This is a genomic window from Enterococcus sp. 2201sp1_2201st1_C11_2201SCRN_220225, assembly GCF_040925905.1.
Classification (GTDB): Bacteria; Bacillota; Bacilli; order Lactobacillales; family Enterococcaceae; genus Enterococcus_C; species Enterococcus_C asini_A.
Genome location: NZ_JBCOJC010000036.1, coordinates 15,352 through 27,940 on the forward strand (window position 1 = coordinate 15,352; position 12,589 = coordinate 27,940).

At 41.4% G+C, this 12,589-nt stretch carries 11 protein-coding genes; 1 reads left to right on the forward strand and 10 read right to left on the reverse strand.

All coding sequences use genetic code 11. The features are described from left to right. Window positions 1-33: 33 nt before the first annotated feature. On the reverse strand, window positions 34-477 hold the full coding sequence (locus tag AB5754_RS09800) for a flavodoxin (protein ID WP_311832846.1): 444 nt from the start codon (window positions 475-477) through the stop codon (window positions 34-36). Window positions 478-865: 388 nt separating this feature from the next. On the opposite strand from AB5754_RS09800, the gene AB5754_RS09805 reads away from it, so the two are divergent. Next, window positions 866-1,411 carry an ECF transporter S component gene (locus AB5754_RS09805; RefSeq protein WP_368251874.1) on the forward strand — a complete coding sequence of 182 codons (546 nt, stop codon included), beginning with the start codon at window positions 866-868 and terminating at the stop codon, window positions 1,409-1,411. 55 nt (window positions 1,412-1,466) lie between these two features. Here AB5754_RS09805 and AB5754_RS09810 read toward each other — a convergent pair whose 3' ends face one another. The 9 genes from AB5754_RS09810 to AB5754_RS09850 form a co-directional block, all read right to left on the reverse strand. After that, a complete protein-coding gene (locus tag AB5754_RS09810) occupies window positions 1,467-3,215 on the reverse strand; it encodes an NADH-dependent [FeFe] hydrogenase, group A6 (protein ID WP_311832844.1) in 1,749 nt (582 codons plus the stop codon). An 11-nt stretch (window positions 3,216-3,226) separates the two neighbouring features. Continuing rightward, entirely contained in the window at window positions 3,227-5,095 is a 1,869-nt protein-coding gene (locus AB5754_RS09815; protein ID WP_368251871.1) for an NADH-ubiquinone oxidoreductase-F iron-sulfur binding region domain-containing protein, read from the reverse strand. Between the two features lie 3 nt (window positions 5,096-5,098). Next, window positions 5,099-5,611: an NAD(P)H-dependent oxidoreductase subunit E gene (locus AB5754_RS09820; protein ID WP_368251870.1), complete on the reverse strand. Its 513-nt coding sequence runs from the start codon at window positions 5,609-5,611 to the stop codon at window positions 5,099-5,101. A gap of 198 nt (window positions 5,612-5,809) precedes the next feature. Then, window positions 5,810-6,691 carry a phosphate ABC transporter substrate-binding protein PstS family protein gene (locus tag AB5754_RS09825; protein ID WP_368251869.1) on the reverse strand — a complete coding sequence of 294 codons (882 nt, stop codon included), beginning with the start codon at window positions 6,689-6,691 and terminating at the stop codon, window positions 5,810-5,812. Between the two features lie 108 nt (window positions 6,692-6,799). After that, on the reverse strand, window positions 6,800-8,857 hold the full coding sequence (locus AB5754_RS09830) for an ABC transporter permease (RefSeq protein WP_368259570.1): 2,058 nt from the start codon (window positions 8,855-8,857) through the stop codon (window positions 6,800-6,802). After that, on the reverse strand, window positions 8,832-9,602 hold the full coding sequence (locus tag AB5754_RS09835) for an ABC transporter ATP-binding protein (protein ID WP_368252289.1): 771 nt from the start codon (window positions 9,600-9,602) through the stop codon (window positions 8,832-8,834). Before AB5754_RS09835 ends, AB5754_RS09830 begins: the two co-directional genes overlap by 26 nt. 230 nt (window positions 9,603-9,832) lie before the next feature. Next, entirely contained in the window at window positions 9,833-10,801 is a 969-nt protein-coding gene (locus AB5754_RS09840) for a sensor histidine kinase (protein WP_368252288.1), read from the reverse strand. After that, on the reverse strand, window positions 10,801-11,487 hold the full coding sequence (locus AB5754_RS09845; RefSeq protein ID WP_311832837.1) for a response regulator transcription factor: 687 nt from the start codon (window positions 11,485-11,487) through the stop codon (window positions 10,801-10,803). The genes AB5754_RS09840 and AB5754_RS09845 overlap by 1 nt, the downstream gene beginning before the upstream one ends. 299 nt (window positions 11,488-11,786) lie before the next feature. Further along, a partial coding sequence (locus AB5754_RS09850; protein ID WP_368259571.1) for an aminotransferase class I/II-fold pyridoxal phosphate-dependent enzyme occupies window positions 11,787-12,589 on the reverse strand: 803 nt, incomplete at its 5' end.

Genomic DNA, 12,589 nt, shown 5'->3' on the forward strand with positions numbered 1-12,589 from the left:
CCCCTTTTTCCCCTTTTTATACGTTTCCTTTGCTTAAGCTTCTGTTAAGGCTTTGACAAAAGCTTTCAAGGCTTCTTCATCTTCATCATCCGCTGCATTTTCAATTTTTACAACTTCAGCACCTTTTTTCGCTCCTGTTTTCGCAAAAGCGGCATCGAAATCAATCGCTGCTTGACAGAAATAATCTGGATACAATTCGCTATCCCCAGAGCCCACAACACCAAAGACTTTGCCTTCTAATTCTTGTTCTGGCAATTCGTCAAAGAAGTCTTCCAAGTCGAAAGGAATTTCTCCATCTCCATCGGTATAAGTAGCAACTACACAAATATCGGCATCTTCAAATGAATCTTCATCAGCATCATCTGCTTCAATCCGTTCTACTTCTACGTCCAATGCTTTAAAAGCATCTTCCAAGATTTCAGAAATTCCTTCTGTGTTCCCTGTTGCACTGGCAAATACGATTTTTGCTACTGTCATGTTGTCTTCCTCCTCAGAATATCTAATTTGGCTAACTAGCCATAATTCTTTCATTGCACTTTAAATAGTACTACTCCTATCATACTTCATTTTATCCAAGAACTAAATAATATTTTAGGTATTTTATACTTCTCACGTGTTAATTATCTGAAAAAACCGAATAATCATACATTTCGATTGTTCTGTCTTGCATGAAAAGCGTTAAAATTACTTCGTCTCTAAATTTTTATGTCTTTTTCAAGAGAACTTTCCTTAGTGTGTTGAAAAAAGATTCTGAATCCGCTTTTATTTTGGTACAATTAAACTATTCCCAGATTGTAAATGAAGGACCTCCTCAAAAGAAAGGATGTGAAAGGCAGTCTCGGTTTTACCGCAGTGCTGTGTGCAAATGAAAAATAGAACCTTATGGATTACCCAAACCGCCGTATTATTAGCCTTAGTGGTGGTAGTTCAAGCCTTTACCACAAGCTTTGGCAATACTTTTATTACCGGCAGTTTAGTGAACCTGATCTTAATTCTTGGTGTAGGTTTAGTTGGCCTTTGGGGCGGATTAAGTGTTGCTTTGCTTTCACCAATTTTTGCCTTTTTCTTTAAAATCGGACCGACTATGTGGCAATTAATTCTTTGTATTGCGATTGGAAATGCGGTTTTAGTCTTAGTTTGGTGGTTCGTTTTAGGAACTCATGGCTACAATCAATATCCTCGGCTAATTGGCGCAACTATCGCTGGAGCTGTTGCTAAATTTTTAACCTTGTATCTGTTAATCGTAAAATTGATGGTTCCCCTTATTTTACAATTACCAGAACCACAAGCTTCGGTAGTTTCTGCCACTTTTTCTTATCCCCAATTAGTCACTGCACTATTAGGTGGTACTATGGCTGTTTTATTGATGCCGCAACTAAGAAAAATTTTAGGTTTAAAAATCAAAGTGTAGTGAGAATAGCTTATGAAAAGTAGGTTGAGGTGAAATCACCCCAACCCTTTTTTATTTATTGAACTTCTACTCGTTCATGGTAAGTCGTATGCAGTAAATGATGGGCTTTTAGACTACCTGGCTCGCCTAAATACTCTTCGTAAATTTTTTGGACTACCGGACTTTCATGGGAACGACGCACCATTTTCCCTTCGTCTTCTGAATATAAAGCTGCTGCCCGTAAGCCTTGCAAATCCACAAAGTTACGCACTGAAGCGGGTTGTACCGGCTGACCGCCACCATTAATGCAGCCTCCGGGACAACCCATAATTTCTACAAAATGATAGACTTTCTCCCCCGTTTGGATTCTTTCTTCGATTAAGCGCTTGGCATTGCCGATTCCTGAAGCCACTGCTACATTTATGTCTTGACCGTTGATTCGATAGCTAGCTTCTTTTATTCCCCCTAAGCCTCGCACTTCTTTAAAATCAAGAGGGGCTGCTTGGGGACCTACTAAGCGTTCCACGGCGGTTCGCAAAGCTGCTTCCATTACTCCACCAGTCGCCCCAAAGATATAAGCTGCTCCTGTAGCGTCTCCCAGTGGATTATCGAAGCTTTCATCCGGTAAAGCAGTAAATTGCAAACCGGCTTTATCGATCATGCGCGCTAATTCCCGCGTCGTCAAAGCTACGTCCACATCTGGAAATCCCGCTGCTGCTTCATCCTCTCTGGTTACTTCAAATTTCTTCGCCGTACAAGGCATGATCCCTACCATAAAGATTTTTTCTGGATCAATGTTCATCTTTTCGGCGTACCAAGTTTTCGTCAGTGCCCCAAACATTTGTTGGGGCGACTTGCAACTAGAAAGATTTGGAATCAATTCAGGATGGTAGGACTCACAATATTTAACCCAACCTGGCGAACAAGAAGTAAATAGTGGGAATGGTCCATTATTGGCTACTCGTTCTAAAAATTCATTTGCTTCTTCTACGATGGTAAAATCTGCCGCCACGTTGGTATCAAAAACTTTGTTAAAGCCTAACCGGCGCAAAGCTGCAACCATTTTTCCTTCTACATTGGTCCCAATCGGCATGTTAAAAGCTTCTCCTAATGTAACCCGAATGGAAGGCGCCGTTTGAACCACCACATATTTGTCAGGGTCTTCCAGAGCTTGCCAAACTTCTTCCGTTTGATCTCGTTCGTGAATTGCCCCAGTAGGACAAGCTACGATACACTGACCGCAAGAAATACAAGCTACTTCTCCTAAGCCCAGTTCATAAGCTGAACCAATATGGGTATTAAAGCCCCGATCATTGGCTCCAATGACACTAATGGCTTGGCACTTGTCACAGGCAGCCACACAACGTTTGCAGAGGATACATTTATTATTGTTGCGTACCATGTGTACCGCAGTATCGTCAAACTCCCAGTTGTTATTGTCCCCATTATAATAATCTTCATCGTCTACATTGAACTCTTTGCAAAGCTTTTGCAATTCACAATTGCCACTACGAATGCAAGAGAGACATTTCCGTTCGTGGGTAGATAAGATTAATTCTAAAGTTAATTTTCGGGATTCAAAAACCCGCTGGGAATTCGTCGTAATTTCCATGCCTTCTTTAATCGGATAGACACAAGCGGTAACCAAATTTTTCACTCCCGCAACTTCTACCACGCAAATCCGACAAGCGCCAATTTCATTGATTTCTTTTAAGTAGCAAAGCGTGGGAATCTCAATCTGATTGGCTTTGGCTGCTTGCAAAATAGTTGACCCTTCCGGTGCATAATAGGACTGGCCATTGATAAAAATTTCGATTTCCTTCATCCTAATCCCTCCTATTGCACGTAAATAGCATCAAACCGACAAGTATCTATACACAAACCACACTTGATACAAACTGCTGGATCAATTTCATGGGCCATCTTCTTTTCACCAGAAATAGCTGATACTGGACAGACCTTGGCACAAGCAGTACAGCCCGTACAAGTTTCCGGGTTGATTTTGTATTGAATCAAATTTTTACAGACCCCTGCTGGACAGCGATGTTCTACCACATGGGCTAAATATTCTTCTTTAAAATATTGGTAAGTGGACAAAACCGGATTCGGTGCGGACTGACCTAACCCACACAGTGAATTTTCCTTAATGTGGTAGCACAGTTCTTCCATTTTATCCAAATCCGCCATAGTCGCCCGACCAGTCGTAATCTTGTCTAAGATTTCTAAAAGACGCTTCGTGCCAATTCGACACGGCGCACACTTCCCACAGCTTTCTTCTACAGTGAACTCTAAGAAAAATTTAGCAATATCCACCATACAATTGTCTTCATCCATGACAATCAAGCCCCCGGAACCCATCATCGAGCCGATTTCCAAAAGATTGTCATAATCAATGGGCACATCGTATTTTTCTGCTGGAATACAACCACCAGAAGGCCCGCCAGTTTGAGCTGCTTTAAAAGCTTTCCCATCAGGAATGCCGCCACCAATGTCCTCAACAATTTCACGCAGTGTGGTGCCCATGGGGATTTCCACTAAGCCGGTATTTTGAATTTTGCCCCCTAAGGCAAAAACTTTAGTTCCCTTGGATTTTTCTGTACCCATGGCAGCAAACCAAACGGGGCCTTTCACGATAATCTGGGCAATATTGGCTAAGGTCTCCACATTGTTCACAATGGTAGGTTTTCCAAAAAGTCCTTTCACAGCTGGAAATGGCGGCCGGGGTCGGGGTTCTCCCCGATGACCTTCAATACTTTCTAATAAAGCGGTCTCTTCCCCACAAACAAACGCCCCAGAGCCTAAGCGAATATCTAATTGGAAAGAAAAATCAGTTCCAAAAATATTGTTTCCTAATAAACCTGCCGCTCGGGCTTGTTCAATGGCAATTTGCAAACGATGGACTGCCGTGGGATACTCTGCTCGCACATAAACATAGCCTTGATTGGCGCCAATGGTGTAGCCAGCAATCGCCATGGCCTCAATTACTGCATGGGGATCTCCTTCTAATACCGAACGATCCATAAAGGCCCCGGGATCACCTTCATCGGCATTACACACTACATATTTTTGTGCACCGGGACTGTTTTTGGCAAAAGTCCATTTCATATAGGTGGGAAAACCGGCACCTCCTCGACCTCTTAACCCAGATTCTTTTAGAATAGTCAACACATCATCACCGGTATATTCGTGTAACACTTTAGCTAATGCCTGATAGCCGTTAAACGCAATGTATTCTTCAATTTTTTCCGGATCAATGCGACCGCAATTTCGCAAAGCCACCCGTTCTTGTTTATGATAAAAAGGCGTATCTAACAGTTTATTAATGACTTCTTTTGTTTCATGATCGTGATAGAGCAATTTTTCGACGGGAGTGCCACCAATTAAGTGTTTTTCGACGATTTTTTTCGCATCTTTTGGTTTTACTTGGTGATAAAAAGTCCCGCCAGGATAGACGATAACAATGGGACCTTGGGCACAAAGACCAAAACAGCCCGTCCCTACGACTCGTACTTCCTGGGCGAGATTATTTTTCGCCAATTCTTCATTTAATACCGTCATTACTTCTCGACTCTTTGAAGACAAACAACCAGTTCCCCCACAGACTAAAATCTCCCATTTTAAATCTGGGTCAACTTCATCGAGGCGAATGGCGACATTTTTACGAGATTGACTTTGTAATTCCTTTAACTCTTGCCAGGTTTTCATCCCTCACCCCTCCTTTGCCTGCTTCAAATAAGTCGCTAACACTTTGTCCCCTTTTTTCTGGGAAAGTCGCCCGTAAACTTCTTCATTTACGGTTAAAACTGGTGCTAAGCCGCAAGCGCCAATACAGCGACAAGACTCCAAGGTAAACTTGCGGTCGGCGGTAGTCTCCCCTGCCTTAATGCCCAGCTCTAACTCATAAGCATCTAAAAGATTCCCCGCACCTTTTACATAACAAGCAGTTCCCATACAAATACTAATGGTGTATTCTCCTTTTGGTACAAAGGTAAATTGGGAATAAAAAGTTGCTGTGCTGTATAACTTCTCTAAAGGCACTGCCAACTCTTTGGAAATCCGTTGCAAGATCTCAATGGGCAAGTAGCCATAAATCCGTTGGGCTTCTTGCAAAGCAGGCATCTGCCCACCGTCTTGGGTCTTTAAGCGTTCCAAAATTGCTGCCAGTTCCTGAGCTTGGCTAGTAGTTTCGATAAATTCAAAGACAACTGTTTGTTCACTCATACTCGCTCCCCCTCCTGAACGTTTTGTTTGTAGCGCTTTCATTATTTATTTTAGCAAATTAAAATTTGATAATGTGAAAAAAAGTGCAAGTTCTCCTAATTCTCATTGATAATCATTTTCAGTAATTAGAGAAAAATCTTTAAACACAAAAAACCTTGAATGCTACGAAATAAGCAGCATTCAAGGTTTTCTTTTTCCTTATAAATCTTTCACATTGCCGTTAGCATCTCGCTCTACTTTCATTGAAGTGATGGGCAAGTACCCTAAGTCTTTTACTGGACCATTTTGAACTTTCTCTTCCAACATGTAATCTAGGAAAACCTGTACCTGTTTATCGGGTTCTCCCTTCGTATACATGTGTTCATAAGACCAAATCGGCCAGTCGTTTGTAGCAATATTTTCGGCAGTGGCCTCAACACCATCCAAAGCCAAAGGAGTCAAAGTATCATCAATGTAAGACAATGCTAAGTAGCTAATCGCTCCTGGTGTTTCTGCCACAATTTTCTTCACGGTACCGGAAGAATCCTGTTCTTGTGCCTGCACTGTCTTCGCCCCATCTAAGCCCCATTTTTCAAAGGTTGCTCGCGTACCACTTCCAGAAGCCCGGTTAATTACCGCAATCTCTTGAGCTTTGCCACCAACTTCTTTCCAGTTGGTAATTTTGCCGGTAAAGATCGCGATTAATTGTTCTTTGGTTAGGTCGCTTACGCCAACTTCTTTATTGACGACTGGCGCCATTCCCACCACAGCCACTTTATGGTCCGTTAAAGCCGAGGCATCCACTCCATCTTTTTCCTCTGCAAAAACGTCAGAATTGCCAATGGTCACGGCTCCTGACCCCACTTGAGATAACCCAGTGCCGCTACCACCACCTTGAACGGTAATTTGGTAGTTACTATTTTCAGCAGTAAAACTTTCTTTAGCAGCATCCACTAAAGGCTGTAAAGCTGTGGAACCTACTGCTACGATTTCTGTCCCTTCATTCTGATTGGTATCCCCGGTCTTACTTTCTGCTTTTTGACTGCCACAAGCACTTAGTAACACTAAGGTAGCTAATGCCATCACATAGAATTTTTTCACTTTCTTTGCTCCTTTCTTTGCTTACAAGAACAGTTTAGCAAGGAGCTGTAAAGATGCCGCCAAAAGAAAGTAAAGTTTACATGAAGGGCTGTAAAGATTGTGTAAAGGTCAAATCTTTTCAGGATTCTCCGCTCTTGTATCTAAGTTACGTAAATAAAAATAGCGACAGAACAAGCACAATCCCAACATGGCAATTAAGTAATAGCCGATAATCTTAAAAAACGTGGACCAGATATTTAACTGAGCTAATTCCACAATTCCCCAATAAGCCACGCTGGAATGTAAAATTGCTACTAATAAAGGGATAAAAAACATGGAAACCATTTGACCAGTGACTAATTGATGGCGCATTTTCGGAGACAGTCCGATTTGATACAGGCTTTGATGATAACGACCAGCTTTTTCCAAATCCCCAAAGAGGCGGAAATAAAAGATAGAAGCGGTAAAGATAAAGAAGACACCACCTAAAAGCAAACCAATCATCAATACTAAACCATTGGCTTGTCGCTGATTTTGCCACAGCTCGTAACGGGATTCATAACTATAATAATCGCGATACACTTCATCGTAGGCAGCTTGCATATCTGTTTTTTCCTCTTCCTCTGCATAAAGCTTTTCAAAATCTTTATCAAATCGAAGTCGGTCTTGGGTTAGAATTTGTTGGATTTCACGGCTTAGTTTTTTATCTGTCTGCCACTCTTGATAGTCGATGATCTGATAGCGAGTAGCTGTCAAATCATTTTTTTCTACTATGAAAAATTGCTCCACTTCTTCATCTGCGGCAATGTAAAAATGATAGCTCTGGGCGATGCGAAACTGCCGTGGTATTTTCTTAAAGGCGACAGTTTTCTTGCCCCCTTTAGTGGCAATCTCTTGTTTTTTTGTCCGCTCTTTTTTTGTCATGTTTTTAAACTCTTCCAATTGACTAATGGAGCTGGCCAATTCGAAAAATTCTCCTGATTTAGGATGAACTGGAGCTTCTTTCAGTCCTTTTGCCAGCTTATTAAAATCAGAGGCTTTCATAACATAAGCAAAATATTCTCCGCTATCTCCTTGGGGAAAATACTGCACGGGATAGCTTTCTCCTACAAAATAAAAGCTGTCATACCCCGCTTCTTCAATCAGCTGATTAATTTTAGTCCCTATGGTTAAAGGATAATCGGTACTCTGGCTACTTGGGGTATCTGATAGCACTAAAGCCGGTGAAATCCCGTTGCGTTCCCCAGTTTGAGCGCTACCTAAAGAAGCAGTACTTAAAATCGCCACCAAGGCCACAGAAGCAGTACATGCAATTAAAGCGTACATCGTGGCATTTTCTTTTGCTCGATAAATTCCTTCTGAAACTGCTAGCATACTTTTTCCTCGCCAAAACCCCAATCGATTTCGCCGCCACTGATAATAATAGACAATCACTTGATGGAAAAAGAGAAAGGTTGCCAAAACCGTAAACAGTACACAGGCTAACAGAACCCATAAATTGGCATCTTTTTTTAGAAAATACCAAAGAGACCCATAGCCTACAAAAAGGCTTGCAAATGCACCAACAACCAATAAAAGATGGGTTTTCGGCAATGGCACCGGCGTTTCATCACTTTTGCCTAATTGATTTAAATTTTCCGTTTGAATTTTAAAAGTCATAAGACAACTCACTAAGAAAAATAAAATCAAGTAAATCGCAAAAGTCAAAAGCGAGCCTTTAACAGGAAAATAAAAGTTTAAGCCCGACTCAATGGCTAAAATTTTTTGGACCACAATTAAAATCACTTTCGTAAATAATACCCCTAGACCAATCCCCGCCACAGAAGCACTAAAGCCAATGAGCATGTTTTCCCCAAAGAGCATTTTACGCAAGTCTTTCGGTTTCATCCCCAACATCATGTAAACGCCTAAGTCTCGTTTACGAGCTTTCACAAACGTCCAAAAGGAATACCACAAAAAAATAAAGGATAACAATACTACCAAAACTTGACTCACACCCATCGCTAAACGAACTAAAAGAGTCACATCTCCACTGGAACCAGTAAGCCCGGTTTGCAATTGGGGATGAAAAGTCAGCATGGCAAAAATAAAAAACACAAATACAGAAAACACACTGGAGAGAAAATAACTGCCATAGGTGCGAGCAGACCGCAACACATTATTAGTAATCAGCTTGTAAAAGCTCATGGCTACGGCCTCCTAAATGACTTAATACGGTCAAGATTTTTTGATAAAACTCATCTCGGTCATCCCCTAGATACAGTTCATTGTAAAATCGACCATCTTTAATAAAGACAACCCGGTTGCAAAAACTAGCAGAAAAAGCATCGTGGGTCACCATTAAGGTAGTCACTTGTCGCTCACTATTTAACTGCGACAACAGCTCCATTACACTGTTGGCAGCTTTAGAATCCAAGTTTCCTGTAGGTTCGTCCGCTAAGATGAGACTTGGCTCATGGATCAAGGCCCGGCAAATGGCCACACGTTGCGCCTCACCTCCTGAAAGCTGATAAATGCGCTTGTCTTTTAAGTCCAGAATGTCCAATTCCTTCATTAAATTTTCCGCAGCCGGTAGCATAACTGCCGGAGATTCTTTTTCTAATGTCAAAGGTAAGACGATGTTTTCCATCACCGTTAAAGGAGCCAGTAAATTATAATTTTGAAAGACGAAACCTAAATTTTGGCGACGAAAATCTGCCAATTGATTAGGGTTGAAACTTTGCGGGGCAGCGCCGTCTATTAAAATACTACCTGATGTGGGAGTATCTAGTGTGGCCACGCAGTTTAACAAAGTCGTTTTGCCACTGCCAGACGGCCCCATAATGGCTACAAACTCCCCTTTTTCCACTTTTAAATTAATCCCTTTTAAAACTTCCACGGTGACTTCCCCAAAATAATTTTTCACCAAATTTTGAATCTCTAAAATTGCCATTTGCTCCTCCTTTTACTGCTTGTTCTCAATAAATTCAGTCTATCAAGGAATGACACCCACTGCCATTAGATTGCCTATTTCTATTCTTACAGCTTTGTAAGGTTTTAAACAAGAAGTATCTCTACTAAGAAAAGCTAAACGCGTTGGTGAAGACAAACGTGTTATGCTACCTTAGTCTCTAAAAAAGCGTCGGTAGCAACCGACGCCAAACTACTAGTTCTAAAATCTAATTATTGTCCATCGGGAATTGTCAAAATCGCTTTTGTTCCTTTGCCCACTTGAGACTGAAGATCAAACTTAATCCCTAATTCCCCAGTGACTTGATCTACTAGATAGAGGCCCATTCCAGTAGCTTCACCAAATTTACGGCCGTTTTCTCCTGTGAAAAAGGCTTGCTTAATCCGCGGCAAATCACCAACAGGAATTCCCACGCCTTCGTCTTCAATGATTAATTCAGTAGCTTCAGGGAGTTTAGTGGCAGAAATTTTTACTTTGCCCCCTGGTTTGGTGTATTTGATACTGTTCACTACCAGTTGTTCGACGACAAAACTGAGCCATTTGGCATCGGTGATCAAGGTTAGTTCTTCAGAAATCATGACTTGAGGATACACTTGGTGCTGAATGAAAAAATTCTTTTGCTCTGTCACCGCTTGATTCACCAATTTGCTTAAAAAGACTCGCTTTAACACAAAGTCCCCACCAATTCCACCTAATAAGCGGGCTTCGTTCATGACTAAATTCAACCCACTTTTTAAACGCTGGGTTTCTTTTAAGACTTCCACGGAATCCAGCTGATTTTCTTGGGCCATCATTTCCAAAACCGCAATGGGCGTTTTCATTTGATGCACCCATAAATTAATAAACGTGACTTGTTGTTCTTTTTCTCGGCTTTCTTTGGTCAGTTGATTCTCTTGTTCTTGTAATAACTGATTGACTTTGTGGCTGATGGCCTGGCTTAAGTGATCTTGATCCCCCGGCATAATTCGCTTTGTTTGATCTGATAAAAAAGCGTAAAGCCGACGCTGACGAGAATAAGCAAATAACAGACCAGCAATTAACAAAAATGCTCCCACTAAAAACAGATAAAGCAACAATGTCCAAGAAGCAGCCTCTGCCACGCCTAATACCCACAATAAAAAAGCTAGTATCAACAAGAAGCCAAAGAAGCGGCTACGGTGTTGTTTCAAGTAGAACTTCATTACACTACCTCCCAGATCAACTGGTAGCCTTGTCCCCGCAGCGTTTGGATTTTATCTTCCAAGCCCATATCTTCCAATTTTTTCCGTAAGCGACCCATATTAACGGAAAGGGTATTGTCATCCACAAAACGCTCATCATCCCAAAGCTTCATTAAAAAAGTTTCTCGCTTAACAATCCGCGGCGCATATTCCATTAAAAGCTCCATTAATTCTCCTTCTTTTTTGGTCAAATATTCCTTTTGCCCAGCGTAATGGACTTCCAAGCGCTCAGGAAAATATTGCAAATCATGAAAACTAAAAATCCGCTCTCCTGCCACAGAGTACTCCCCATAGGCTCGGCGCAATTGGCTTTTGATCTTCGCCACCAATACTTCATTGTCAAAAGGTTTCACCAAATAATCATCCCCACCATATTCCATAGCCATGACTTGATCCATAGGGTGATCTCGGGCCGATAGAAAAATAATCGGCAAATTGGATTGCTTTCGTAACTGCCGTGTCCAATAAAACCCGTCAAAATAGGGTAAATTAATATCCATCAAAACTAAATCCGGCTTCACTTGTTGAAATTCCACTAATAAATCCGCAAAATTTTGAGCTTGATGCACTTCAAAGCCATATTTTGCAATCGCCTCTTTCACTACTTTAGCCAAGGCTGTATCATCTTCAATTAAAAAAATTTTCATCCCACTTCACTACTTTCTGCTAGGATTTTCCCTTTGATTTTACCAAAGGGCTTCTAAAAAAGAAAACTTCCTCCACTGCCTCAGATTTGTAAAAAAATTTAAGGCATGTGGATAAGTCAGCAAAATAACGAAGAAATTGTTTCATAACCTGTGGAAACCTCACTGTCACAGGTTTTCATTTTCTTTCCATTTGCTGTATTTTTAAAAGGCATCTTCAGGTAATCCCTTTCAAAAAAGGCAGTAAAAACAAAACAGGTCAGCAACTTTTCTTAAGTCACCAACCTGCTTTTCTTTCTTCCTTAATTATTTTTCAAATAAGCTTCCAAGCGTTTCATAGCTTCAGCTAACGCTTCTCGACTAGCAGCATAACTAATGCGCACATAGCCTTCTCCGGCTTGTCCAAAGGCAATTCCCGGGATTAACGCCAACTGATTTTTTTCTGCCAAATCCACACAAAAAGCCATGGAATCTTGAATTTGACCGGCTGGAATTTTGGCAAAGAGATAAAAAGCCCCCGATGGTTTGGCAACCTCAAAGCCTAGTTTCTTTAGTTTATCGTAAACAAAATCCCGACGAACGCGGTATTCTTCCCCCATTTTTGCACCGTCTTCAATACCTTGCACCAAAGCCTCCACAGCCGCTTTTTGAGAAATTGTCGAAGCTGCGGTTACCAAGTATTGATGGACTTTGATAATTTCTGCTGTCAAAATCGCCGGAGCAAAGATAAAGCCAATGCGCCAGCCAGTCATCGCGTGGGATTTGGATAAGCCATTTAGTAAGATGGTCTGCTCTGGTAAAAATTCGGCAATCGACACATGTTCTTCCTCGTAGCTTAACTCGCTATAAACCTCATCACTGATGACAAAAACCGGATAATTTCGCAAAACTTCGGCTAAGGCTTGTACTTCTTGCCGATTATATGTCACACCAGTGGGATTACTTGGATAGTTTAAGATAACCGCTTTAACCGCTGATCCTTCTGCTTCTAACGTTGCCGCTAGTTTTTCTGGAGACAAGACAAAACCATTATCGGTAGTATCCATATAAACCGCTTTGGCCCCGGCTAAAGTGATTACCGGTTCATAGCCGGGATAGATTGGGG

Bases quoted from the DNA above. Each gene is read 5' to 3' on its own strand.
- AB5754_RS09800 (WP_311832846.1), bottom strand. From the start codon at position 477: ATGACAGTAGCAAAAATCGTATTTGCCAGTGCAACAGGGAACACAGAA.
- AB5754_RS09805 (WP_368251874.1), top strand. From the start codon at position 866: ATGAAAAATAGAACCTTATGGATTACCCAAACCGCCGTATTATTAGCC.
- AB5754_RS09810 (WP_311832844.1), bottom strand. From the start codon at position 3,215: ATGAAGGAAATCGAAATTTTTATCAATGGCCAGTCCTATTATGCACCG.
- AB5754_RS09815 (WP_368251871.1), bottom strand. From the start codon at position 5,095: ATGAAAACCTGGCAAGAGTTAAAGGAATTACAAAGTCAATCTCGTAAA.
- AB5754_RS09820 (WP_368251870.1), bottom strand. From the start codon at position 5,611: ATGAGTGAACAAACAGTTGTCTTTGAATTTATCGAAACTACTAGCCAA.
- AB5754_RS09830 (WP_368259570.1), bottom strand. From the start codon at position 8,857: ATGAGCTTTTACAAGCTGATTACTAATAATGTGTTGCGGTCTGCTCGC.
- AB5754_RS09835 (WP_368252289.1), bottom strand. From the start codon at position 9,602: ATGGCAATTTTAGAGATTCAAAATTTGGTGAAAAATTATTTTGGGGAA.
- AB5754_RS09840 (WP_368252288.1), bottom strand. From the start codon at position 10,801: ATGAAGTTCTACTTGAAACAACACCGTAGCCGCTTCTTTGGCTTCTTG.
- AB5754_RS09845 (WP_311832837.1), bottom strand. From the start codon at position 11,487: ATGAAAATTTTTTTAATTGAAGATGATACAGCCTTGGCTAAAGTAGTG.